Origin of the sequence: Streptomyces sp. NBC_01429 (genome assembly GCF_036231945.1) — a bacterium.
Classification (GTDB): domain Bacteria; phylum Actinomycetota; class Actinomycetes; order Streptomycetales; family Streptomycetaceae; genus Streptomyces.
In genome coordinates this window covers 7592682-7615282 of sequence record NZ_CP109599.1, presented here as the reverse complement: position 1 = coordinate 7615282, position 22601 = coordinate 7592682, and the positions used below count along the sequence as shown (strand labels likewise).

General features: G+C 71.1%; 21 protein-coding genes and 1 pseudogene. 12 read left to right on the top strand and 10 right to left on the bottom strand.

The window, feature by feature from the left end; all coding sequences use genetic code 11:
- Positions 1-81: 81 nt before the first annotated feature.
- A complete protein-coding gene (locus OG627_RS33600) occupies positions 82-336 on the bottom strand; it encodes a DUF5133 domain-containing protein (RefSeq protein ID WP_329071672.1) in 255 nt (84 codons plus the stop codon).
- Positions 337-442: 106 nt separating this feature from the next.
- Positions 443-985, bottom strand: coding sequence for a DinB family protein (locus OG627_RS33595; RefSeq protein ID WP_329071671.1), 543 nt, complete (start codon positions 983-985; stop codon positions 443-445).
- A gap of 246 nt (positions 986-1231) precedes the next feature.
- Here OG627_RS33595 and OG627_RS33590 point away from each other — a divergent pair, with 246 nt between their 5' ends.
- From OG627_RS33590 to OG627_RS33575, 4 genes are all read left to right on the top strand, one after another.
- The gene (locus tag OG627_RS33590; RefSeq protein WP_329071669.1) at positions 1232-1438 is read left to right on the top strand and encodes a ferredoxin; all 207 of its coding nucleotides are present in this window, start codon (positions 1232-1234) and stop codon (positions 1436-1438) included.
- Positions 1428-2819: an NAD(P)/FAD-dependent oxidoreductase gene (locus OG627_RS33585; protein ID WP_329071667.1), complete on the top strand. Its 1392-nt coding sequence runs from the start codon at positions 1428-1430 to the stop codon at positions 2817-2819. The genes OG627_RS33590 and OG627_RS33585 overlap by 11 nt, the downstream gene beginning before the upstream one ends.
- Before the next feature lie 12 nt (positions 2820-2831).
- On the top strand, positions 2832-4055 hold the full coding sequence (locus tag OG627_RS33580) for a cytochrome P450 (RefSeq protein ID WP_329071665.1): 1224 nt from the start codon (positions 2832-2834) through the stop codon (positions 4053-4055).
- A 236-nt stretch (positions 4056-4291) separates the two neighbouring features.
- Positions 4292-5347, top strand: coding sequence for a LacI family DNA-binding transcriptional regulator (locus OG627_RS33575; protein WP_329071663.1), 1056 nt, complete (start codon positions 4292-4294; stop codon positions 5345-5347).
- A 61-nt stretch (positions 5348-5408) separates the two neighbouring features.
- Here OG627_RS33575 and OG627_RS33570 read toward each other — a convergent pair whose 3' ends face one another.
- Positions 5409-6398: an acetylxylan esterase gene (locus OG627_RS33570; RefSeq protein WP_329071661.1), complete on the bottom strand. Its 990-nt coding sequence runs from the start codon at positions 6396-6398 to the stop codon at positions 5409-5411.
- A 274-nt stretch (positions 6399-6672) separates the two neighbouring features.
- Between OG627_RS33570 and OG627_RS33565 the strand changes: the two genes are divergently transcribed.
- From OG627_RS33565 to OG627_RS33550, 4 genes are all read left to right on the top strand, one after another.
- On the top strand, positions 6673-7917 hold the full coding sequence (locus OG627_RS33565) for a sugar ABC transporter substrate-binding protein (RefSeq protein WP_329071659.1): 1245 nt from the start codon (positions 6673-6675) through the stop codon (positions 7915-7917).
- Between the two features lie 5 nt (positions 7918-7922).
- A complete protein-coding gene (locus OG627_RS33560) occupies positions 7923-8915 on the top strand; it encodes a carbohydrate ABC transporter permease (RefSeq protein WP_329071658.1) in 993 nt (330 codons plus the stop codon).
- Positions 8912-9829 carry a carbohydrate ABC transporter permease gene (locus OG627_RS33555; protein WP_329071656.1) on the top strand — a complete coding sequence of 306 codons (918 nt, stop codon included), beginning with the start codon at positions 8912-8914 and terminating at the stop codon, positions 9827-9829. The genes OG627_RS33560 and OG627_RS33555 overlap by 4 nt, the downstream gene beginning before the upstream one ends.
- Before the next feature lie 174 nt (positions 9830-10003).
- Positions 10004-11206, top strand: a complete 1203-nt coding sequence (locus OG627_RS33550) for a glycoside hydrolase family 1 protein (RefSeq protein WP_329071654.1) — start codon at positions 10004-10006, stop codon at positions 11204-11206.
- Positions 11207-11341: 135 nt separating this feature from the next.
- Here OG627_RS33550 and OG627_RS33545 read toward each other — a convergent pair whose 3' ends face one another.
- From OG627_RS33545 to OG627_RS33535, 3 genes and pseudogenes are all read right to left on the bottom strand, one after another.
- On the bottom strand, positions 11342-12220 hold the full coding sequence (locus tag OG627_RS33545; RefSeq protein WP_329071652.1) for an NAD-dependent epimerase/dehydratase family protein: 879 nt from the start codon (positions 12218-12220) through the stop codon (positions 11342-11344).
- Positions 12221-12328: 108 nt separating this feature from the next.
- Positions 12329-12637, bottom strand: a pseudogene (locus OG627_RS33540) (DinB family protein); the annotation flags it as partial.
- 11 nt (positions 12638-12648) lie between these two features.
- The gene (locus OG627_RS33535; protein WP_329071650.1) at positions 12649-14163 is read right to left on the bottom strand and encodes a carboxylesterase/lipase family protein; all 1515 of its coding nucleotides are present in this window, start codon (positions 14161-14163) and stop codon (positions 12649-12651) included.
- A 283-nt stretch (positions 14164-14446) separates the two neighbouring features.
- Between OG627_RS33535 and OG627_RS33530 the strand changes: the two genes are divergently transcribed.
- Together OG627_RS33530 and OG627_RS33525 are read left to right on the top strand one after the other, a co-directional pair.
- Positions 14447-15178, top strand: coding sequence for a BPL-N domain-containing protein (locus OG627_RS33530; protein WP_329071648.1), 732 nt, complete (start codon positions 14447-14449; stop codon positions 15176-15178).
- A gap of 744 nt (positions 15179-15922) precedes the next feature.
- Positions 15923-17653 (top strand): acyltransferase, encoded by a 1731-nt coding sequence (locus OG627_RS33525; protein ID WP_329071646.1) that lies wholly within the window; start codon positions 15923-15925, stop codon positions 17651-17653.
- A 103-nt stretch (positions 17654-17756) separates the two neighbouring features.
- On the opposite strand, the gene OG627_RS33520 is transcribed toward OG627_RS33525, so the two are convergent.
- Entirely contained in the window at positions 17757-18584 is an 828-nt protein-coding gene (locus OG627_RS33520; RefSeq protein ID WP_329071644.1) for a lipase family protein, read from the bottom strand.
- Between the two features lie 174 nt (positions 18585-18758).
- Positions 18759-18887 carry a hypothetical protein gene (locus OG627_RS33515; RefSeq protein ID WP_329071643.1) on the bottom strand — a complete coding sequence of 43 codons (129 nt, stop codon included), beginning with the start codon at positions 18885-18887 and terminating at the stop codon, positions 18759-18761.
- A gap of 137 nt (positions 18888-19024) precedes the next feature.
- On the opposite strand from OG627_RS33515, the gene OG627_RS33510 reads away from it, so the two are divergent.
- Positions 19025-19852 carry an alpha/beta hydrolase gene (locus tag OG627_RS33510; RefSeq protein WP_329071640.1) on the top strand — a complete coding sequence of 276 codons (828 nt, stop codon included), beginning with the start codon at positions 19025-19027 and terminating at the stop codon, positions 19850-19852.
- A gap of 21 nt (positions 19853-19873) precedes the next feature.
- Here the strand turns inward: OG627_RS33510 and OG627_RS33505 are convergent, their stop codons facing one another.
- Together OG627_RS33505 and OG627_RS33500 are read right to left on the bottom strand one after the other, a co-directional pair.
- Positions 19874-20566 carry a TetR/AcrR family transcriptional regulator gene (locus OG627_RS33505; protein WP_329071638.1) on the bottom strand — a complete coding sequence of 231 codons (693 nt, stop codon included), beginning with the start codon at positions 20564-20566 and terminating at the stop codon, positions 19874-19876.
- A 116-nt stretch (positions 20567-20682) separates the two neighbouring features.
- Positions 20683-21303 (bottom strand): plasmid pRiA4b ORF-3 family protein, encoded by a 621-nt coding sequence (locus tag OG627_RS33500; RefSeq protein WP_329071636.1) that lies wholly within the window; start codon positions 21301-21303, stop codon positions 20683-20685.
- A gap of 289 nt (positions 21304-21592) precedes the next feature.
- Here OG627_RS33500 and OG627_RS33495 point away from each other — a divergent pair, with 289 nt between their 5' ends.
- Complete coding sequence (locus OG627_RS33495) at positions 21593-22558, top strand: pectate lyase family protein (protein ID WP_329071634.1); 966 nt, start codon at positions 21593-21595, stop codon at positions 22556-22558.
- The last annotated feature ends 43 nt before the right edge of the window (positions 22559-22601 follow it).

Here is a 22601-nt window from a genome sequence, read left to right as displayed (position 1 = left end):
GCCGCAGCGCACTTCACTGCGCTCGCACACGAGCAGGTCCCGGGTACGGAGCGCCGAAGCGGGCGCCCGCGCGGGCGTCGCTCAGGCGGCCAGTGGCCGACCCGGCCCGGCAGACGCCGGGCGAGGGGCTTCGGCCTGGTGAGCCTGTTCGAGGACCGCGTCGGCGGCGACGATCGCGTCACTGACGGTCCGGGTGGCGGTGGCCGCGCACAGGGTGCGGTTGACCTCCTCCAGCGCGCGCTGTGTGTCCGCCGAGTCGCGTTCCAGGAGTGAGATGCGCAGGGTCGCGTAGCGGGACAGGAGGAGTCGCAGGAACTTGGGGTCAGGGGTGAGCATCGGGTGAAAGCCCTTCTCGTGTGTCTGTCCCTCGTATGTCCCGTCATTCGACCGGTAAGCGTCCCGGAGAGTGTGATCTCGGTTTCACTCGGTGCGGCCGGTGCCCTCAAAGGGGTCCGGTGGCGGACCCTTGGGCGGCGCGGATCAGACGGAGTTGGCCGATCTCGGCGACGTTCTTCATCAGCTCGGCGTTCACCCAGGCGAGCGTGTCCGCCACGGTGAACCCCGGATCGTCCGGTACGGGGAACGAGGCCGTCGCGTCCAGATCGCCGTCGCCGAGGCCGTCGAGCGCCACGAGCCAGTCGTCCCGCAGCCCGCGCAGCCACGCGACGGCCGCCTCGCCGTCACCGGGCCAGGTGATCTCGGCCCGCTCCCGGGGAGCCCGCCCCCGCACGTGGTCGGTCGCCACGCTCCACCACCAGCCGATGTGCCAGCTCAGCCAGCCGATCGTGGGAACGGGTACAGGGTCGGGCTCGTCCTCCGCCCAGTCCGCCGCCCAGGTCCCGTCGGCAGCGGGCCGTACGGTCCAGGAGAGGGGTGCCGGTTCCCAGAGGAAGTCGCCGGGCTCCAGCCGTTGTACGTGATAGTCGAGGAGCGACCAGGTCAGATCGAACTGTTTCCGGAGCAGGGCACCTCGCGACGTGTTCACCGGCCGACCGTGACACACCGCCACGCGGCCCGCGAACCGTTTTCCCGCGACGCCGGCCGGCTGGGCCGGGACCCGCCGGAGGTCCCGGCCGGGAACGGAAACCGGCGGTTGACCCGAACCGGTCCCACTTCTCCCCCTTGGCGCAGTACCGCTCGCACCTCCTCCCCGCAGGCCATAAGACGGAGACTGCGGGCGACACGGGCGACACCGGCAGCGCCGGCGACGCGGGCCGAGGAGTGGACCTGGATGCAGATCGTTGTCGACCTCAATCGCTGCCAGGGATACGCGCAGTGCGCGTTCCTCGCTCCTGAGGTGTTCGAGCTGCACGGCGAGGAGGCCCTGATGTTCACGCCCACCGTCCCCGACGGTCAGCATGAGCGCGTACGCCGGGCGGCGGCATGTCCGGTGCAGGCCATCCTCGTCGGTGAGCGGGCGGGCCCCGGTGAACGGTGAACCGAGAAGTGGCCGGATCGTCATCGTCGGGGCGTCACTGGCCGGTCTGCGCGCCGCCGAGACGCTGCGCGACGAAGGCTTCACCGGATCGCTGACGCTGGTCGGCGAGGAGCCACAGCCCCCGTACGACAGGCCGCCGCTCTCCAAGCAGGTGCTGCTCGGGCGGACCCGGGCGGGGGACGTCGGGCTGCCGCTGCGCCGCGAGGTGGACGCCCGATGGAAGCTCGGAGTACGGGCGGAGGGGGTCGACCCGGTCGGCAGGCAGGTGATCCTCGCCGACGGCGAGCGTCTGCCGTTCGACCGGCTGCTGATCGCCACCGGAACCCGGGCCCGTCCCTGGCCGAACCCCTCGGAGGCCCGCCTCGACGGCGTACTGACGCTGCGTACGAGCGAGGACGCCGCGGCGCTCTCGGCCCGGCTCGACGCCGGACCGCGCCGGGTCCTGGTGATCGGCGCCGGGTTCACCGGCTCGGAGATCGCCTCCGCCTGCCGGGAGCGCGGCCTGGAGGTGACGGTCGCCGAGCGCGGGCCCGCGCCGCTCGTCGGCGCGCTGGGCGGAACGCTCGGCGCGTTCGCCGCCGGGTTACAGCGCGCGCACGGCGTCGATCTGCGCTGCGGTGTGACGGTCACCTCGCTGAAGGGCGACCACGGACGGCTGACGGGCGCCACGTTCTCCGACGGCAGCCGGATCGAGGCCGATGTCGCCGTGGTCGCCCTGGGCGCCGTCCGCAACACCGAGTGGCTCGCCGGATCGGACCTGGCCGCGGGCCCACGGGGCGTCGCGTGCGACGCGGGATGCCGCGCGTTCAACATGTACGGGATCGTCACCGACGATGTGTTCGTCGCCGGTGACGTCGCCCGCTTCCCGCATCCGCTGTTCGAGTACCAGATGCTCGCCCTCGAACACTGGGGCAACGCGGTCGCCCAGGCCGAGGTGGCGGCGCACAACATGGTCGCCATGGCTCCGGACCGGCGCCCGCACCTGGCGGTGCCCGCCTTCTGGTCCAGTCAGTTCGGCGTCAACATCAAGTCCGTCGGCGTGCCGACCTTCTCCGACCGCGTGGTGATCGCCCAGGGGTCGCTGCGGGAGGGCCGTCTCGTCGCGGTCTACGGCTACCGGGGGCGGATCACGGCGGCGGTCAGTGTGAACCGGGCCAAGTGGCTGGAGCACTACCAGCACCTCATCGAGACGGCGGCCCCCTTCCCGCCGGGGCGCGGCGCGGCCGACCGGTCCGAACCGGCCGAGCCCGTGCCCTCCGACGTGCCGGACCCCCAACTGCTCTCGCACGGGCCGACCGTGGCGCTCACCGGCCATCTGCCGGACCGGCGCCTGACCCTCGTCCGGCACGACCCGCCGCCCGCCGTCGCCCACCGCCCATGAGGAGTCCCGCACATGGCCCCGGACACTCTTTTCCAGCGCATCACGGACTACGCGAGCCGCGCCGACCCCTATCCGCTGTACGCCGAACTCCGTGAGAGCGGGGTGACGCGACAGGCCGACGGCAGCTATCTGGTCGGGACGTACCACGATATCGCCGCGCTGCTCCACGACCCGCGGATCAGCTCGGACTCCCGCAACCGCAGCGACCAGGACACGGTCCCCCTGCTCAGGAGGGGCACGCGGCCGGCCGCCTTCATCGGCTTCGACGACCCCGAGCACGACCGGCTCCGCCGTATCGCGATGCGGCCCTTCGGACCGCCCCATTCCCCGGGCCGGATCGACGCCCTGAGCGCCGAGATCACCCGGATCTCCGACGAACTGGTCGACGGTTTCCGGGACAGGGACCTGATCGACGTCGTCGAGGACTTCGCCTACCCCCTCCCCGTCACCGTGATCTGCCGGCTGCTCGGTGTGCCGCACGAGGACGTACCCAGGATCCACGGCTGGACGAACGAGATCATCTCCAGTCTCGACCTGACGCCCGGAAAGGACGAGGAAAGCCGCCGCGCAGCCGGGCTGGAGGCCCGGCAGGCGATGGCGGCGTACCTCGGGGACCTCTCCGACAAGCGCCGTGACGACCCGTCGGACGACATGCTCTCCGCCCTCGTGCACGACTCCGGCCCCGACGGGCGCCTCACCAGGACTGAGCTGATGGCGACCGCGACGCTGCTGCTCATCGCCGGGCACGAGACGACGGTCAACCTCATCACCAACGGGGTGCTCACGCTGCTGCGTTACCCCGACACCTTCCGGCAACTGCGCGAGAACCCCGCGCTGATGCCCGGCGCGGTCGAGGAACTCCTGCGCTACGAGCCCCCTGTGCACCTGCTCCCGCAGCGCACCCCGCTCGCCGATGTCGAAGTCTCGGACGTCACCATCCCCGAAGGCGCCCCACTGATCCTCGTCCTCGCCGCAGGCAACCGGGATCCGCTGCGGTTCGACGCGCCGGACCGCTTCGACCCGGCCCGCGAGAACAACCAGCACTACGGCTTCGGCAGCGGCGTCCACAACTGCTTCGGCGCGCCACTCGCGCGTCTGGAGACCCAACTCGCCCTGCGCACACTCCTCCCGCGGCTGGAAGGCTTCCAACTGACCGAGGACCCGCCGCCGTACCGCCGCAGCCCCATCCTGCGCGGCCCCCGGCATCTCAGGATCGAGCGCGTGTCAGGGCCGTAGCCTCCAGGGGGGGGCGGGCCAGGGACTCCGGGGCGGGAGCAGGTGGTGTCCGGGTCTCGCCATGGCCCGGACGAGGCTCTTGGTCACGACCCGCCGGGCTCGCGGCCTTGCTCGCCCCCTGGCAGCCGAACTAGGGTGAATGCGCTTTCATAGAGTTTCGGTACGCGCATCAGCACGTACACAGTCACCAGCACGTACACCAGTACGGAAGAAGAAGCGGACGGACGGTCGGTCGGGTGAGCGCCCCCACGGTGTACAACGTCGCCGAGCGGTCGGGTGTCTCCATCGCCACGGTCTCGCGGGTCTACCGCAACCCGGATTCGGTGCGCGCCAAGACCCGGGAGCGGGTCCTGAAGGCGGCCCGCGAGCTGGGTTACGTACCCAGCGGGAGCGCCCGGGGCCTGGCCAGCCGCTCCACCGGCGTGCTCGGGCTCTGCTTCCCGGACTACGCCGATCCCGACGCGGAGGCCGACGCCGAGGCGGAGAACGACGCCGACGACGCGGTGATGCTGTATTCCGACCAGATCATCCGCGGCATGGAGCGGGCGGCGCGGCGGCACGGCTACGCGCTGCTGATCGCCGCGTCGCTGGAGGGCGGGCCGGAGAGCCTGGTCGCGAAGGTAGCGGGGCGGGTCGACGGCTTCGCCGTGCTCGCGCGGACCGTGCCGACCGAGGACCTGGAAGTGATCGCGAACCGGCTGCCGATCGTGATGCTCGCCGGGCCGCGCGAGATCGACCACCTGGATCACATCGAGGTCGCCAACGCCGACGGCGAGCGCGCGCTCGCCCGTCACCTGATCGAGGACCACGGGCTGCGCAGGCTCGCGTTCGTCGGTGGCGACATCGACTCGCCGGACGCGGAGGCACGGTTCTCCGGCTACCGGGAGGCGTGCGGGGACGCCGGGCTGCCGGTGCCGGACGCGCCCGACGTGCGGGTCGCGATGATGACCCAGGCGGAGGGAGCACGGGCCGCCGAGATCCTGCTCGACCGGGCGGGTGAGCGGCCGGAGGCGATGCTGTTCGCCACCGACCAGATGGCCGTGGGAGCGCTGCGCGCACTGGACCGGCGCGGCGTGCGGGTGCCCGAAGACATGGCGGTGACCGGGTTCGACGGCATCCCGCTGGGCCGGATCGTACAACCGGCACTCACCACCGTACGGCAGCCGATCCGCCAACTCGGCGAGCAGGCAGTGGAGTTGCTGGTGCAGCGGCTGGGCAACGGCGGCCGCGCCCCGGTCTCGCTGATGCTGCCGGTCTCACTCGTCAAGCGTGCGAGCTGCGGCTGCGGCTGAGGAGCCGCCGCTCCCCCGCTCCAGGATCGTCCGGCCGTCGCGGGCGCGCCGTCGGCGGCCTTCAGCGCGCCAGGCGTTCCCCGAAGAAGCGCCGTCGCGCGGCGCGCAGCTCCTCCTGCTCCGTGCCGAGTCCCGGGTGCTCGAAGTGCCCCGCGCTCATCACGTGCAGCTCGCGGGGGCCGGCCAGGCCGTCGTATACGGCGAACTGCCCCGGCGGCGGCACCGCGGGGTCGAACAGCGCGGCGGCGACCAGTGTGGGCAGCTCCAGCCGGGTGGCGGCCGTGGCGGCGTCGAAGTAGCGCAGCACCTCGGTGACCTCCGGGTGCTCACGCTGGTACGTACGGACGGACTCCCCGCTGCCGACACACCGCAGGGTGAGCCGCAACGGGTGGTTGCCGAAGGTCGGCACCGTCAGCTGGGCGGCCCCGAACCGGTCGTCCCAGGGCAGGGCCAGCGCGCCGAGTCCGCCGCCGAAGCTCTCCCCGAGATAGCCGAGCGGCGCTCCGCCCGCGTCCGGCGCCAGTTCCGGGACCAGCTCGCGCAGGGCCGAGGCCGCGCACCACAGGTCCGCCACGCAGTCGCCGATGACGTAGGTGTCGCGCGAGGCGATGCCGTGCAGGACGTGCTCGTCGGCCGCCTCGGGGATGCCCGCCGTGAGCCCCCGGGAGTCCATGCCCCGTACGCAGGGCAGGATCGCGGCGGCGCCGGGCAGCGGCAGGGGGATGTCGGGGCCCGGCTCCCGGCGGCCTCCGTAGCCGTGGCCGATCACGAATCCGTGCTCCGCCGCGCCCTCGGCGGGGAGCGCGAGCCAGCCACCGAGCCGTACGCCGCCGACCGAGGTGAAGGTCACCCCGTGGATCCGTACGCCGTCGCGCTCGTCCTCCACCGGCCCCAGCTCCGGTTCCGTGGCGACGGCGCGGGCCTCGGCGTGGCGGGCCCGCCAGAAGGCGGCGAAATCGTCCGGGGCGGGGGGCACGGGGACCATCGGCGGCTCGTCCGGCGTCCAGCCGTAGGCGGGGTCGAACGGAAAGTCGTGAACGAACGAAACCATGATCACAACACTATCGACCGTATCGGGGCCGAACGGTCGACCGCCTCTGGACCGAACCGTCTCCGGACCGACCGGCCCCGTAAGCGAAATCGGTCACACCATGTACTTGATCACAAAATATACGCTTACCGTTCAAAGTCGACCACGGAGATGTCCCCCACGTTGCACGAGTGTGACCCAGCACCCTCTTGCATATTTCAAGCCACCTGTCGCAGAGTGATGTATGCGCTTACAGACAGCGCATACATCCGGATTGCTCAAGGAGGAGCCCTCCATGCCCCGCACCGCCAGAAGCCTCTCGGCCGGTATCGCAGTCGCTCTCGCCTTCGGCATCACCGCGTGCGGCGGCTCGGGCGGCGGTGACGTCGCCGCGGACGAAAAGCAGACGATCACCGTCTGGGCCATGGGAGCCGAGGGCGAGAAGCTCGCTGACGTGGCCAAGGAGTACACCGCGGCCCACCCGAACGTCACCGTGAAGGTGACTCCGGTCGGCTGGGACGTCGCCCACCAGAAGCTGGTCTCCGCGGCCGCCGCCGGCACCCTGCCGGACGTGGCGCAGATGGGTGGCAGTTACCTGGGCGAGTTCGCCGAACTCGGTGTTCTGGAGCCGGTCGACGCCAAGACCTTCGACGGGAAGGACTTCTTCCCCTCCGCCTGGAAGCAGGGCGAGGTGGACGGCCAGGCGTACGGCGTGCCGTGGTACGTCGACACCCGCGTCCTCTACTACCGCACCGACCTGGCCGAAAAGGCCGGGATCGACAAGGCTCCGACCACCTGGAAGGAGATGCGGGACCTCGCATCGGCCTACCAGCAGAAGGCCGGCACCAAGTGGGGCCTGTCCATCCAGCCCAGCGGCCTGGACACCGTGCAGAACTTCTACTCCTTCCTCTACTCGGCCGGCGGCGAGATCGTCAACGCCAAGGGCGAGGCCGTCATCGACAGCCCCCAGGCGGTCAAGGCGCTCAAGGAGTACGGCTCGTACTTCGACAAGGGTCTGTCGAACAAGTCCGTGCAGCCGGGGTACGACGTGGTGAAGGACTTCGGCAACGGCCGGGTCCCGATGTTCTTCGGCGGCCCCTGGCACGTCACCCTGCTGAACGAGGGCCAGCCGCAGATCAAGGGCAAGTGGGCGGTGGCCAACGTGCCCGCCGACGCGTCCTCCGTCTCGATGGCCGGCGGCTCGTCCCTGGTGATCTCCAAGGACAGTGAGCACAAGGCCGCGGCGACCCGGTTCCTCACGTACCTGACCGACACCAAGGGACAGGCCGACTGGTACAAGCGCACCAAGGACCTGCCGGCCAACACCTCCGCCTGGACCTCCGGTGACCTCGCCGACGACACGAACCTCCAGATCTTCAAGAAGCAGATGGACACCGCCAAGTCCTCCCCGTCGCTGAGCCAGTGGACGGAGATCACGGACAAGGTCGACCAGGCCATCGCCAAGGTCACGCAGGGCAAGGCGTCCGCCGAGGAGGCGCTGAAGACCGCGCAGTCCCAGATCGAAGGGCTCGTGAAGTAGGAGCCATGAGCACCACGACCGGAAAGGCCGCACGGACGGCCGAAGTGCGGGCCGGAACGGGGGACTTCCCCCACCCGGCCGACGGGCCCGAGGGGTCGCGAAGGCGCCGGAAGTCCTCGATGGGCGTGCAGAACGTGGCCGGCTGGCTGTTCTCCACCCCCTTCCTGGTCCTCTTCCTGCTCTTCATGGCCGTCCCGATCCTCGCCACCCTGGCGATGAGCTTCACCGACTTCGGGCTGCGCAATGTCACGCGCCCGCTGGACGCGAACTTCATCGGCTTCGAGAACTACGTCAATCTCTTCAACGACGACAAGTTCCTCACGTCGCTTTTCAACACGGCGTACTTCGTGGTCGTCGGCGTCCCGCTGACGGTCTTCCTCGGACTGTTCGTCGCCGTCCTGCTGAACAACGGCATCGACCGGGCACGCACCTTCTTCCGTGTCGGCTTCTACGCCCCGGTGGTCACCACCATCGTCGCGGTCGCCGTGGTCTGGCGGTTCGTGCTCGATCCGAGCGACGGGCTCGTCGCGGCCCTCTTCTCCGAAGTGGGGCTCACCGCGCCGGACTTCCTCGGCTCCGAGACCCTGGCCATGCCCTCGATGATCGTGATGGCGGTCTGGCGCAACCTGGGCACGGTCATGGTGCTCTTCATCGCCGGGCTCCAGGCGATCCCCACCGAGGTACGGGAAGCGGCGCGGCTGGACGGCGCCGGGCTCTGGCAGGAGTTCCGCCGGATCACGGTCCCGCTGCTGCGGCCCACCCTGCTCTACGCCACGGTCATCACCACCATCGGCTACCTCAACGTGTTCGAGGAGCCGTTCGTGATGACGCAGGGCGGCCCCTCGGACTCCACACTCACCGTGTCGCTGAACATGTACCGCGAGGGCTTCAACTTCTTCCACATGGGCTATGCGAGCGCCATGGCGTATGTCCTCTTCGTAGTGATCATGGGCATCACGGTGCTACAGCTCCGACTGCTGAAGGACAACACGAAATGAGCGCCACCGGTACACCGGGCGCCGCGGTGACGGCGCCGTCCCAGCAGCGCGGGCCTACCGGGCCGGAGCGGCCCTCCGGTCGGCGCCCCCGGTCCGGGAAGCCGCGGATCCTCGTCTACGCGCTGCTCGCGGTCGGCCTGCTGATCATGTCGGCGCCGTTCCTGTGGATGGCCCTGTCCGCCTTCAAGACGCCCGGCGACCTGACCGCCGACCCGCCCGTGTGGATCCCCACCGAGTGGACCCTGGACAACTTCAGGGACCTGCTCGACAAGCTCGATCTGCCGCTCTACTTCATGAACTCGGTGATCGTGGCGGTCCTCGTGACCGTGTCGAACCTGGTGTTCTGCTCGATGCTCGGGTACGCCCTGGCCAAGCTGAACTTCGTCGGCCGCAACAAGATCTTCGGGCTGGTGCTCGGCGCCCTGATGGTGCCCGGCAACCTGATGCTGCTCCCGCTCTTCGTGCTGATGAGCAAGATGCGTCTGATCGACTCGTACGCCGGTCTGGTACTGCCGTTCGCCGCCGGAGCCTTCGGGGTCTTCCTGATGCGTCAGTTCATGCAGTCGATCCCGGACGAGCTGCTGGAAGCGGCCCGGATGGACGGCGCCGGCGAGTGGTACATCTTCTGGCGGATCGTGATGCCCCTGGTGAAGCCCGCCCTGGCGACGCTCTCCATCTTCACGTTCCTGGGTTCCTGGAACAACTTCGTCTGGCCGCTCATCGCGACCAACGACCCCGACAAATACACCCTGCCGGTCGCCCTGGCTACCTTCGCCACCGACCCCAACAAGGCAGGGGGATCGAACGGCATGCTGATGGCCGGCTCCTTCCTGATCGTGCTACCGGTCCTGGTGGTGTTCATCGCCCTCCAGCGGCACTTCACGCAGGGCATCGCCACGGCGGGCATGAAGTAGCCCGCACGGCCGCACCGCCGGCGGACACTCCCTGAGGCGAGCGGCACCGGACCGCCGACACGTCCTGAGGCCGAGCGCCACCGGACCGCCGGCCGTGCCCTCTCGCCTCCTCCGCCTCCCTCCGCACACCGCACCTCTGCCAACCCCCACCACGCACCGGAAAGACATTTCGCGATGACACACACCCAGGTACCGTTTCCCGAAGGCTTCCTGTGGGGCGCCTCCACGGCCGCCCACCAGATCGAGGGCAACAACACCAACAGCGACTGGTGGGTGAAGGAACACACCGCGGGCACCCACATCCAGGAGCCCAGCCTGGACGCCTGCGACAGCTACCACCGCTGGCGCGAGGACATGGACGTGCTGGCCGGTCTCGGCTTCACCGACTACCGCTTCTCCATCGAGTGGGCGCGCATCGAGCCCGCCGAGGGCCGGTTCTCCCGCGCCGAACTCGCCCACTACCGCCGCATGGTCGAGGGCGCCGTCGAGCGCGGCCTGCGCCCGATGGTCACACTGCACCACTTCACCGTGCCGCAGTGGTTCGAGGAGCGCGGCGGCTTCACCTCCGAGGGCGCCACCGAACTCTTCGCCCGGTACGTCGCGGCCTGCGCGCCGGTCATCTCCGAAAGCGTCGGCCACGTCTGCACCATCAACGAGCCCAACATGATCGCCGTCATGGCGGGCCAGGCCAAGCGCGGCGACATCGGCTTCCCACCGGCCGGGCTGCCGACCCCGGACGAGGAGACCACCCACGCCGTGATCGCCGCACACCACGCGGCCGTCAAGGAGGTCAGGGCGATCAACCCCGCCATCCAGGTCGGCTGGACCATCGCCAACCAGGTCTACCAGGCGCTGGCCGGCGCCGAGGAGGTCACCGCGGCCTACCGTCACCCCCGCGAGGACATCTTCATCGAGGCCGCCCGAGGCGACGACTGGATCGGTGTGCAGTCCTACACCCGGACCAGGATCGGCGCCGACGGCCCCATCCCCACCGCCGACGACGTCGAGCGCACCCTCACGCAGTGGGAGTACTACCCGTCGGCGGTCGGCCACGCGCTGCGCCACACCGCCGAGGTCGTCGGCCCGGACGTGCCGCTGATCGTCACCGAGAACGGCATCGCGACCGACGACGACAGCCGCCGGATCGACTACTACACCGGCGCGCTGAACGAGGTCGCCGCCGCCCTCCAGGACGGTCTGCGCATCGACGGCTACCTCGCCTGGAGCGCGCTGGACAACTACGAATGGGGCTCCTACAAGCCGACGTTCGGGCTCATCGGATGGGACCCGGAGACCTTCGAGCGGCTGCCCAAGCCGTCCGCCACCTGGCTGGGCGCGATGGGCCGCACCCGCACACTCCCCCGCACCGCCGGCTGACCCCGGCCCCTTGACCGGGAGCCACGGTCAGGCTCCCGTACGTACCGGTCCCGGCGGCACCTGACCGCCGCCGGGACCGGTACGGCTCCGTGGGGAGGACCGGCCGCCGCCGCGACGGTCGCCGCGTGTGATCGCTCATGCGCTCCGACCGTCAGCGGTATCGCGCAGCAGTCGCCGGATTCCGCGAACAGGGCGGTAGCCGAAGGCATGCGCGGCGGCGGTCGAGTCGTACACCCGGTCCAGTCGGCCGGGCACCGGCCACCCCCGGTCGCGGAACGCGGCGACGACATCCGGAACCCGGTCGGCGAGCACCGCGCCCGCGTCGCGGTGCAGGGCGAGGCAGTCCTCACGGCGGAACGGGTGCGGGCCGGAGATGTTGAACGTGCCGGTCACGGTGGCGTGCGCGGCGGCCAGGACCCCGGCCGCCGCCACGTCGGCCACGTCGACCGCCCGGTGCAGCAGGTGGCCGGCCAGCACGGGCAGTGGCTCCGGAAAGCAGCGCGCGATGCGCAGGGTGACCGAGGAGACGGCGCAGGCGGCGACGAGAGCCTCGGCGGCCAGTTTGGTCTCGTCGTAGATGTCCCGGGGAAGCGGCGTGAGTTGCTCGTTCACCCAGACCGCGCGGTCGGTGGGCACGAGGGCGTGCCCGTAGACGCTCGTACTGCTGATGTAGAGGACGCGCCGGGCGCCGAGGCGGGTGGCGTCGTCGAGCAGTTCCGCGGTCACATCGACGTTGACGGCACGGAACTCCGCATCGGCCACGCGCCCGACGTGCGGGGCGTGCAACGCGGCGGCGTGGACCAGGACGTCGGCCGACCGTAACGCGGCGAGCCGCACGGGCCGGTCCCGCAGGTCTCCTACGACGCCCGTCTTGCGGCCGGGCGTCCGGTCCACACCGCGCACCGCCCAGCCGGCCGCGTCGAGCGCCGCGGCCAGGGCCGATCCGACCCGGCCCGAACTTCCCGTCACCACAACGACCCCGGCGGGGGCTCTTCTCTCTCGCTCCGTGGACATGTCCCGATCCTCCTTCCCCACGTGGCTCCCGGGCAAGGGCGTGCGTCGGGCACCGGCCCGGGGCCGACTCAACCTGCCGGGCCCGCGCGCCCGTTCGTCATCTCCGCATCAGCGCTGTGGCGCCCGGTACAGGTCGCGTATCAGGGCGATCTCGGCTCCGTGGTGGAGCAGTTCCTGGTTGACCCACCAGACGGTGTCGATGAACAGATCGTCGGGGTCACTGCCGTGCGGATACGTGCTGTGTCCCACTGTGTCCAGCGCGGTGTCGTCGGCACTGAGGAGTGCGTTCCGCCAGGCCCCGGCACCGGCGGCGAAGGCCGAGATCGCCTCGGCGGCTGCTCCGCCGCTGCGGTAGTCGTCCCTGGTCAACCTGTGGTTGCCGTCCGTGTGGTCTGCTCGGAGGGCCAGCAATTCGCTGGTAAGGGGATTCACCGTCGTAGAAGATCGAACGGCACGTCCCGCCACAGCGCCCGTACGGCGGAGGTGGCGTCGTCGGCCACGTGGTCTGCCGGAACGGCCCACACCTTCACCGCGGTGGCGTCGGCGGTGACCGGAGGCCAGCCCGGGTCGCCGCAGGAGGCGAAGTCGGCCCAGGCGCGGACCATACGGCGGGACAGGGCCCGGTCCTGTTCGTCGGGGGTGCCGCCGATGAGGAAGGCGGCGCCGTCCGCGTCGAGGTTGCCGAAGGCGAACGGGATGTCGGCGGTGTGCCAGGGACGGGCCTCGCCGTTCGGACGTACGCGTCTGCGGGCGAAGCGGGACAGGTACGCCCGGCCGCCCGCCCGCGCGTGGTGTTCGGCGAGCCGGCTGCTGTACTCGCCGAACCGGGCGTCGCCGGACAGCGCGAGGTATCGGTCGAGCACCGGCGCCTCGGGCAGCAGCGCCCGGTAGCCGGCGACCACGCGGGCGGGCAGACGGAGGGCCTGGGCGAACCGCGTGAGTTCCGTCTCCGAGGTGACCTCGCGTACTCCGCCGATCTCGTGCAGGAACCAGTACTCCTCCGAGGTGTGGCACACCAGGAGGTCTACGTCGCGGGAGATGCCGGAGGCCGAAGCGGAGAGCGGATCCCTGGGCAGCACGTCCCCGTCGACGACGGGCTGGAAGACCACCGGGTCGAATGCCTGGATCGCCGTTACGGGGTCGTCCTCGCACTGGCCCGCGACCTTGTCCGAGGCGGCCACCAGTTGCCCCGGCGAGGCGGAGAGCAGTCCGTCGCCTGTCGGAGCGACCCCGGCCTCGGACGCGATCCTCGAGGTGACCGCGGCGGCGACTTCGGCGGTGAAGAAGGCGTTGGGCACACTGTGGGTGATGGCCCTTCGGAACAGCCCGCACGCCTCCTCCATGGCCATCAGGCAGGCGATCGACCCCGCTCCGGCGGAGTGCCCCGCGACCGTGACGTTGCCTGGGTCGCCGCCGAACGCGGCGATGTTCTCCCGTACCCAGCGCAGGGCGGCCACCTGATCGAGCAGCCCGCGGTTGTCGGGAAAGCCAGGCACATGGCCGAAGCCCTCGAAACCGACCCGGTAGTTGCAGCTGACCACGACCAACCCGGCGCGGGCCAGCGCGGCGCCGTCGAAGTCGGGCTGGGCGGAGGAGCCGAAGGTGTAGGCGCCACCATGGATCCAGACCAGCACCGGCAGCGGGCCACGGTCCGGCCGCGGCTCCACCCACACGTTGACGCTGAGAACGTCCTCGTCCCCGGGGCGCCACACCGGTGAGCCGGGCAGCTCAGCCGACTGCGGCGCGATGGGTCCGAACTCCGTGCGGTCACGACTCCCACGCCACCCGACGACGGGCTGTGGCCGCCGGAACCGGTGCGGGCCGAAGGGCGCGGCGGCGTAAGGGATACCGAGGACGGCGATGACACCGTCGAGCGATCGGCTGCCGCGCACCCGGCCGCTCGTCGTCCGGAAATCCGTTCCCACCCACGACTCGTCGCCCATGCGGCAGCAGCCTGCCACAGGCTTTCGCGACGGGACGAACGATTTGTCACCACACGGACCGGGCCGCCGCGCGGCCGACGTGACGGCATACGGGTGGCGGATGAACGTTACCTCTCGGCGGACCGTCGCGCCGGGCGCGGCGCGGATGCCGGGAGCGAGTGCCATGAGCGGGGTGCCGTAAACGGTGCCATGAAGGGAAGGCCCCACTGTCCGACGGGACCTTTCCGACGGGACCTGCCTGACGGGAGAGGAAGATCATGCACGGAAAGCCTGGTGAGGGACCATGAGATCCTCCGGCATCCTCGATTCCCTGCGCCGTGCCCTCGGCATGCCGCGCCCGACCGCGGCGTCCGGAGCAGGTCCGGTGGCGCTGGTGTACCGGGGCCGTTCCCAGGAGGACCGGGACTGTGCCGACACGGTCGTCGACCTCCTTGCCCAAGGGCCCTGGGGCCTGGAGGTCCGTACCGTCGGTCCCCGGGGAGACCTCCCGCTGTCGTCCGGCACATTGGCGTCGGCCCAGCTGTACGCGCAGCCCGGCGGCGGTTCCCTCGCGCCCGCGTACCAGCAGCTCAAGCAGCACAAAGAGGCGATCCGTGACTTCGTCCGGCAGGGCGGCCACTACCTGGGCTTCTGCCTCGGCGGCTATCTCGCTGGGGAGGAGGACGGGTTCGGCCTGCTGTCCGGCACGGTCGACCAGTACATCATCACGAAGGGCGCCACGGTCATCACCGAGGAGGACGCCCTGATCGAACTCGACTGGCGGGGCCGGCGCCGCACCCTCTTCTTCCAGGACGGCGCCTACTTCGCACCCGCGCCCCACCCGGACACCACGGTGCTGGCCACCTACACCAACGGCCTCACCGCCGCACTCGTCACCTCCTACGGCGCGGGCCGCGTCGCCGTCGTCGGACCGCACCCGGAAGCCACGGACGACTGGTTCACCGACGCCACGCTCCCCTTCCAGGACACTCACGACCTGGCCCTGGACTTCGTCACCACCGCGCTGAACGGCTGACCGGCTGACCAGAAGACAAGGGCCGGGCGGGAGTCTCTCCGCCCGGCCCATCTGTTGTGTCCGGCGCCGACAGCCGAGGGCAGTGACCTGGAGACAGCCGCCGCGCCGCGCTGACGCGCTCCGGCGCGAGAGGCGGCCGTGGGCCTGCGCGTGCTTCCGCCCCACCCTTACGGGGGGTTTGCCGTTGAAGATCAGCCGCGTAGACCAGCGTGTTCCTATGCCCCGAGCTGCCCCATACCGATCAACCCACTTACGGATAGCCGCTTTTCGGACCGCACCACCGCACCACCGCATCACCGTCGGCACACCAAGGAGTGATCCTCATGAACGGTCAGCCGGACGCACCAGAAGCACCGGACGAGGCACCGGACACCGACGGGGTGCCGCCCGCGGCGGCCGGTTCCGAAGCCGATCTGATCTTCCACGGCGGGCAGATCGTGCCGAAAGCCCGCTCACCGTCGCCCCCGACCGGATCAAGGACATCCACGTCGCCGAGACCTTCAAGAGGGGCGAATCCGTCCACCCCGTCCACACCGTCAGCCAGGAGGAAGCCGAAACCACTGCGGCGGTACCGCCCGTACCCGCCGACTACCCCTGGCACTGCAGCTGCTGACCCGTCACCGAACGCCGTGGACCCGCGGCCCTCCGGCGACGCCAGGAGGCGCGGCCTCGGCGGCCGGGCCGGCGGGAGAGAGGGCAGACCAGGGATTGCCCGGACAGAAAGCGCTCTCTAAGGTCGTGGGTATGGCTTCGGAAAGCTCCGTCGATGACTCCTATTTCGACTACTGCCCCTGGGATTTCGCACAGCGGGCCTCTGCCGCGCAGCACGCGGCGCAGACCGCGCACCAGAAGCGGCTGACCGATGCCGGAGCGAGCGTGGGGCCCCGGTGCTTCGTCTCGCCGGCCGCCGGTGTGTTCACCGATGTCCTGTGTCTGGGCGCCGGCTCCTACATCGCGGGGCACGCCTATGTCACCGGCGAGGTCAGGATCGGGAGCGACTGTACGGTCAATCCGTACGCGACGGTCCGGGGGCGGGTGACGCTCGGGGACGGAGTGCGGATCGGCGCACACACTTCGCTGCTCGGCTTCAATCACGGTTTCGCACCGGACCGGCCCGTGCACCGGCAGCCGCTCACGAGCGAGGGCATCGTCCTCGGGAATGACGTGTGGATCGGCTCGAACGTGGTCGTTCTGGACGGGGTGACGATCGGCGACCACTGTGTGGTGGGAGCGGGGGCGGTCGTCACCAAGGACCTGGCGCCGTGGACGATCGCCGCGGGCAACCCGGCCCGTCCGCTGCGTGATCGCCGCGGGCGTGGCGGGTCACGGGCCGGTACGCCGGACGGTGACCTGAGCGAGGCCGTGGCCGGGTTCGCCGAGCGGGCCCGGTCGCAGGCCGCCGATCTCCTGGCGCGTTGCTGGAGCGACGACACCGGTCGCTACAGCGACCGGCCGGGCGCCGCGGCGTCGGTGCGCGCACACTGCGACGCCGTCGAGATCTCCGATCTGCTGCTCGGCGTGCCGCCCGAGCAGTTGACCGCCGCCGAACACGCCGAACGGCTGCGTGTGCTCCAGGATCCGGTGAGCGGGCTGGTGCCCGAACTCGCCCCCGGCGGCGGCCCGGGGGAGCTGCCGCCGCCGGCCCACGACGGATGGATCGAGGACGGCGGAGCCGAGTACCACGTGCTGTCGGTGGGTTACGCGCTGGAGCTCCTGGGCTCCGGGTTCGCCCACCCGGTGCATGCCGTGGGGCGGATGACGGCCGGTCAACTCGTGGCGCGGCTGGGGACTTTGCCGTGGCGGACACAGACGTGGTCGGCGGGTGCGTGGGTGGACTGCTGGGCGACCGGCGCGTATCGCAATCACCGGCTGGAGGCGGAGGCCGGTGGGCCCGGTGCGCTGGAGGCGCTGTTCGGCTGGCTGGGCACGCGGGTGGATCCGTGGACCGGGATGTGGGGCGCGGCGGCCTCGCCCGCGGCGGGCCGGCTCCAGCTGGTGAACGGCTACTACCGGCTGACCCGCGGCTCGTTCGCACAGTTCGGCGTGCCGGTGCCGTACCCGGAGCGGGTGGTGGACACCGTACTGGCCCATGCCGGTGATCCGCGGTGGTTCGCGGCGGGCCGCCAGAACGCGTGCAACGTGCTGGACGTGGCGCATCCGTTGTGGCTCGCGGGGCGTCAGACCGGTCATCGGGCGGACGAGGTGCGGGCGTGGGCGGTGGAGCGGTTGGCCCAGGCGCTGGGGCGCTGGCACGACGGGGCCGGTTTCGGCTTCGGTCCGGCGGGAGAGGGCGGCTCGGGTCCCGGCCGGGCCCCGGGGCTTCAGGGCACCGAGATGTGGCTGGCCATCATCTGGCTGCTGGCCGATCTGGCGGGAGTCGCCGACGGGCTGGGGTACCGGCCACGGGGTGTGCACCGCCCCGAGCCGGTCGGATCGTCCGCGTTCGCTCTGCCCGATGAGCGTCCTGCGCGATGAGCGTCCTGCGCGCCGGTAGAGGAGCGTGATGCTCCCTGGCGCGGCACCCCCGGGTGCCGCGCCAGGGAGCGGTGCCTGTTCCCGGGAGTGCGGTGGTAGGTGCTCAGCCGGCGTTGGCGAGGTTCTTCTCGAAGGCGGCCAGGTAGTTGGCCAGGTGGTGGTCCTTGACCGCGTCGGTCTCCGGCGCGAACAGGTCGGCGCGCAGCCCCTTGGCCCGGTCTTTCAACCCTGCCATCAGCGGCATCGTGTCGTGGAGCTTGCCGTCGGCGTCGAAGTAGCGCATCGCGTCGACATGTGTGAAGACCGGCTCGGGCGGGAGCTGGGGCACGATGTCGTTGTTGTTGACGAAGCGGTAGCAGCGTTTCCTGAAGGCCGTGTTGTGCGCGCTCGCGAGGAGCCGCTCGCAGGTGCGGGGCTGGCCGAAGGTGTAGACGCCGTCGGGCAGCAGCTTCGGCTCCTCGAAGTACAGGCGGGTGCCGGCCAGCATCGCGAGGGCTCCGCCGAGGCTGTGGCCGGTGAACCAGACACTCTGGCCGTCCGTGCGCAGTTCCTGGATGGTGTCGCGGATCTGGGGATAGACGGACTGGAGGGCGCGGTGGAAGCCGTAGTGGACGAAGCCCTTGTTCGCCGGTCCGGGAACGGGCGGGGTGTTGACGTCGGTGAGCCAGTCGTAGATCTTCAGCACCTCGGTGCCCCGGAAGCCGGTGACGATCATGCGATCACTGGCCATGACGTACGCCTGGGTGTCCTCGATCGGGAACGGCATCTGATGCGTCGACTCGAAGTGCCGTACCTCGCCGAAGCCCCACGCGCCGGCCTTGGCCTCGATGCCGGCCCGGTCCAGCGCGGCAAGCCCGGCCGCCTGTGCCATCCAGTAGGCGTGCGGGAGGGAGTAACGCGTCGTCGAGTGGTCCAGGGCGGGGAAGGTCATCGGTGTCCTTATGGAGAGCCGCAGAGGTTCGCCCGGCAACCTAGCCCCGTACGTGAAGGGAAAGAAACAGCGGGCGCCCGTGATCACCCGTACGGACGACATACCCGGCAGCTCCCTGACGGCCCCCTGATCCGGTGACCCGGCGCGACGTGCCGACCGCCGCCGCCCGGCTTCTCACGGCGACCGGAACAGCTCGTCCAGGTGGTGGGTGAGGACCGACAGCGCACAGTCGCCGGTGCGCCGGCCGCCCAGCACGCTTGAGCCCGGGCCGTTGGCCGTGGCGAGCAGTCCGGCCGCGGCCATCTCGGGGTTCTTGCCGGAGTCGATCTCACCGGCCTCCTGGGCCGCGCGGATGCGCTGGGTGAGGAAGCTTTCGAGCAGGCCGGGCTGGACGGTGCCGTGCTTCTTGCCACGAGGCGGCCCGTCGTAGGCTGCCTCCCATGGAGAGACGCGCAGAGCGGCGGTACGGCGAAGGCCCTGGCCGGGGACAGGCCCTCGCCGGTGTGACGACCCGCACCGTGAGCTATCCCGCCGGTGACGAGACCAAGCTCCTCGACATCCACGCCTCCACCCGGAGCGGCCCGTGCGTGTTGCTGTGGCACGGTACGGGTCCCGACGAGCGCGCGGAACTGGCGCCGCTGGCACGGGAGATCGCCGCCCTGGGCCCCACCGTCCTGGTGCCCGACTGGCGTTCGGACCGGCCCGACGACGGGCGCGCCCATCTCACCGGCGCGCTGCGGTTCGTCCTCGACAACCCGCGCGCCTTCGCCGACGGCCCCGAGGGGCTGGTCCTCGCGGGCTGGTCGGCGGGTGCGGGCGCCGCCTTGGGAGTGGCCCTGCACCCGGAGCTGTTCCCCGGCCCGCGGCCCGCCGCCGTGGTCGGAATCGCGGGCGGCTATCTGCGCCCGGCGCGCACCACGGGCACGGTGCCCTTCCGGATGCTCGACCGCGGGGTGGCGCCGGTGCCGGTGCGGCTGGTGCACGGCACCGGGGATACGGCCGTGCCCTGCGCGTCCTCGCGGGACATGCACGCGGCGCTGCGCACACGCGGCTGGGACTGTGAACTCGCCGAGCCGGACACCGATCACGCCGGGGTGCTCGGCTGCGTCTACGACCCGGCCGCTGGCCGTTGTCTGCCGGCGGCCGACGCCTCGGTACGGGGCTTCGGGCGGGCGACGGCCCGCATCGTGGCGGAAGTGGCACAGGCGGCCCTGGCACCGGCGTCGCTCGCGCGGGATGCGCGCAGGGCGGCCGACCCGTATCCGTAGCTCTCCTCCGGCGAACCGCGCCTATGCGGGTGGCTGGCCGAGCAGGTAGGTGAGCCGGAGCGGGGCCGGTGGCGGCAACGGGGCCGCTGAGGCATCGGGGGTGGCCCGGAAGGAGTGCAGCAGGTACGCCACCAGGCGGCGGGACGCGGCCAGTGCCGCTTCGGTGGAGTCGCCGGTGATGCCACAGTTCGCCATGAGGATCAGGGCGAGGTCCTCGTGGGCGAAGTCGGCCCGCAGCGCGCCCGCGTCCTTGGCGCGCTGGGTCAGCAGGGCGAAACCCCGCTCGGCGCGTTCGCGCTCCCGGTCGAAGGCCATCGAGTCGGGGAGGACGGAGAGGAACGCCGCGGTGAAGCCCCTGTCGGTGGCGTGCATGGCGCACACCGTCTCGATGACCGTGCGGAAACCGCGCCAGGGGTCGGGGTCGTCGAGCGCTTCGTCGACCACCGAGACGCACGCGTCGAGCTGCTCGGTGAACGTTTCGGTGATCAGCGCATCCTTCGTGGGGAAGCGGCGGTAGAGCGTGGCGACCCCGACGCCGGCGCGCCGGGCGATGGCGGCCATCGGGACGTCGAGCCCCCGGGCGGCGAAGGACTCGCGGGCGGCCTCGACGATACGGGTGCGGTTGTGCAGCGCGTCGGCACGCAGCGCGGGCGACGCGTCGGCGTCCGGAGCCGGGTCTTCCGGTCGCGCGGTCCGGGGCGGCTCGGTGTGCATGGCTCGCACTTTACCTTAAGTGGACGGCACCATCCGTTTAGCGTGCCGCTGGTGTGCCTCTGGTGCGCCGGCATCGCGCTCCTCCGACCGATCCGCAGGGCTGACAGGGCGCGGCTTCAGTTCCCGGCCGCGGCGGCGGCGCACTGCGCGAGCGCGGCGTTGATCCGCTCCAGGTCGAAGGCGGCCGGGTCGAACTGGTCGGCGGATTCGAGGCCGAGCCAGCGCAGCCGGTCCTCGTGCTCCTCGTGGCTGGGGTCGGCGAGTACGTCGAGCAGATACGCGTATCCCCAGGTCCCGCCGGAGTCCTCGGGCGGGCAGGCGCGGCGGCCGGTGACGCAGCGGGGGTAGGCGGTGCCCGGCTCGGGGCGGCTGACGGCCTCGACGAGCAGGCTGTGCTCCCAGCCGTCGCCGAAGTCGTAGAGGTAGTGCAGCCGGTCGTCGGGGAGCGGCGCGATCTGGTCCAGGCGTTTCGCGGTGGGGCTGAGGATCGCCGGTTCACGTCGCGAGGGGCGGTAGCGGCAGCGGTCCTTCGGGGTTCTGAAGACCCACATGTGCGCGTCCTCCCAGCCGAAGGCGGCCTGGACGATGTGGTGCAGCTGCTGGAGCGTGACGGCCGAGGGCACCTCCAGCCGACGCCAGACCGGGGGCCGCGAGTCACGCAGGGTGGCCTTGATCCGGTGGACGGTGTTCCCCGGTGCCGTCCGGGAGCGGGGGTGCGCGCGCCTGGTGTTCGCCATGGCCGTCATCCTGCCAGCGCGCCGTGCGCCGGACCGGCCGTCCGCGACGGGTACCGCTCGCGCGGAGCGGGTGCACAGCGAGCGCACGGCGGACGCATGCCGGTCCGCGGTCGGCGCTCTGGGCGCGCGGCGGCGCGGGACTCGGATTTCCGTTCGCCGGGGCAGTCCGGAGTACGGGGCGGTACGGACCCGGTGGCCTGACCCTGCAACCTTTACGGCTCCGACGGCGACAAGGAGTCGTACGCCCCCGGGAAAACGCGCCCCACCGCCTCGAAGGGACACCCGCCGCATGCCCACCATCACCCGCCGCCGCGCCACCGCCCTGTTCGCCTCGGCCGCCGTCGTCGTCGCCCTCGGCGCCCTGCCGCACCAGTCCGCCGTGGCCGCCGAGACCACCCCCATCGGCTACGCCGCCGGCACCACCGGCGGCGGCGGCGCGAGCGCCGTCACCGTCAGCACGCTGTCCGCCTTCACCTCGGCGGTCGCGGGCAGCACCGCGAAGGTCGTCCGGGTCTCCGGGCTGATCAGCCTCACCGGCCAGGTCGACGTGGGCTCGAACACCACTGTTCTGGGCGTGGGTTCGGGCTCCGGCTTCACCGGCGGCGGACTGCGCATCAAGGACTCGACCAACGTCATCGTCCGTAATCTCAACCTCAGCAAGCCGGTCGCGCCCGCGGACGGCATCACCGTCCAGAAGTCCACCCGGGTGTGGATCGACCACAACGCCTTCTCGGCGGACCGTGACCACGACAAGGACTACTACGACGGGCTGCTCGACATCACGCACGCGTCGGACAACGTCACCGTGTCCTGGAACACCTTCAAGGACCACTACAAGGGATCGCTCGTCGGTCACAGTGACAGCAACGCCGCCGAGGACACCGGGCATCTGCGGGTGACGTACCACCACAACTCGTTCAGCAACGTCTTCTCCCGGCTGCCCAGCCTGCGCTTCGGCACCGGTCACTTCTACGACAACTACGTCCAGGGCGCGGACACGGCCTGCCACTCCCGGATGGGCGCCCAGATGCTGGTCGAGAACAACGTCTTCCGCGACACCAAGCTCGCGGTGACGACCAGCCGCAGCAGCAGTGTGGACGGTTACGCCGTGCTGCGCGGCAACGACCTCGGCGGCGCGGCCACCGAGATCTCCCGGACGGGCACGTTCACCACACCGCCGTACAGCTACACGGCCGAGCCCGCGTCGAGCGTCGTCGCCTCGGTGACGGCGGGGGCGGGGACCGGCAGGATCTGAGCCGTACGTACGGGGGCAGCCGCCCCGGCCCCATCGGGCCGGG

Coding starts and splice junctions, on each gene's coding strand:
- OG627_RS33500 (WP_329071636.1), bottom strand. CDS start 21,303: ATGGCGAACACCAGGCGCGCGCACCCCCGCTCCCGGACGGCACCGGGG.
- OG627_RS33505 (WP_329071638.1), bottom strand. CDS start 20,566: ATGCACACCGAGCCGCCCCGGACCGCGCGACCGGAAGACCCGGCTCCG.
- OG627_RS33580 (WP_329071665.1), top strand. CDS start 2,832: ATGGCCCCGGACACTCTTTTCCAGCGCATCACGGACTACGCGAGCCGC.
- OG627_RS33495 (WP_329071634.1), top strand. CDS start 21,593: ATGCCCACCATCACCCGCCGCCGCGCCACCGCCCTGTTCGCCTCGGCC.
- OG627_RS33565 (WP_329071659.1), top strand. CDS start 6,673: ATGCCCCGCACCGCCAGAAGCCTCTCGGCCGGTATCGCAGTCGCTCTC.
- OG627_RS33550 (WP_329071654.1), top strand. CDS start 10,004: ATGACACACACCCAGGTACCGTTTCCCGAAGGCTTCCTGTGGGGCGCC.
- OG627_RS33520 (WP_329071644.1), bottom strand. CDS start 18,584: ATGACCTTCCCCGCCCTGGACCACTCGACGACGCGTTACTCCCTCCCG.
- OG627_RS33535 (WP_329071650.1), bottom strand. CDS start 14,163: ATGGGCGACGAGTCGTGGGTGGGAACGGATTTCCGGACGACGAGCGGC.
- OG627_RS33545 (WP_329071652.1), bottom strand. CDS start 12,220: ATGTCCACGGAGCGAGAGAGAAGAGCCCCCGCCGGGGTCGTTGTGGTG.
- OG627_RS33555 (WP_329071656.1), top strand. CDS start 8,912: ATGAGCGCCACCGGTACACCGGGCGCCGCGGTGACGGCGCCGTCCCAG.
- OG627_RS33590 (WP_329071669.1), top strand. CDS start 1,232: ATGCAGATCGTTGTCGACCTCAATCGCTGCCAGGGATACGCGCAGTGC.
- OG627_RS33600 (WP_329071672.1), bottom strand. CDS start 336: ATGCTCACCCCTGACCCCAAGTTCCTGCGACTCCTCCTGTCCCGCTAC.
- OG627_RS33515 (WP_329071643.1), bottom strand. CDS start 18,887: ATGGCCGCGGCCGGACTGCTCGCCACGGCCAACGGCCCGGGCTCAAGC.
- OG627_RS33510 (WP_329071640.1), top strand. CDS start 19,025: ATGGAGAGACGCGCAGAGCGGCGGTACGGCGAAGGCCCTGGCCGGGGA.
- OG627_RS33525 (WP_329071646.1), top strand. CDS start 15,923: ATGGCTTCGGAAAGCTCCGTCGATGACTCCTATTTCGACTACTGCCCC.
- OG627_RS33570 (WP_329071661.1), bottom strand. CDS start 6,398: ATGGTTTCGTTCGTTCACGACTTTCCGTTCGACCCCGCCTACGGCTGG.
- OG627_RS33530 (WP_329071648.1), top strand. CDS start 14,447: ATGAGATCCTCCGGCATCCTCGATTCCCTGCGCCGTGCCCTCGGCATG.
- OG627_RS33560 (WP_329071658.1), top strand. CDS start 7,923: ATGAGCACCACGACCGGAAAGGCCGCACGGACGGCCGAAGTGCGGGCC.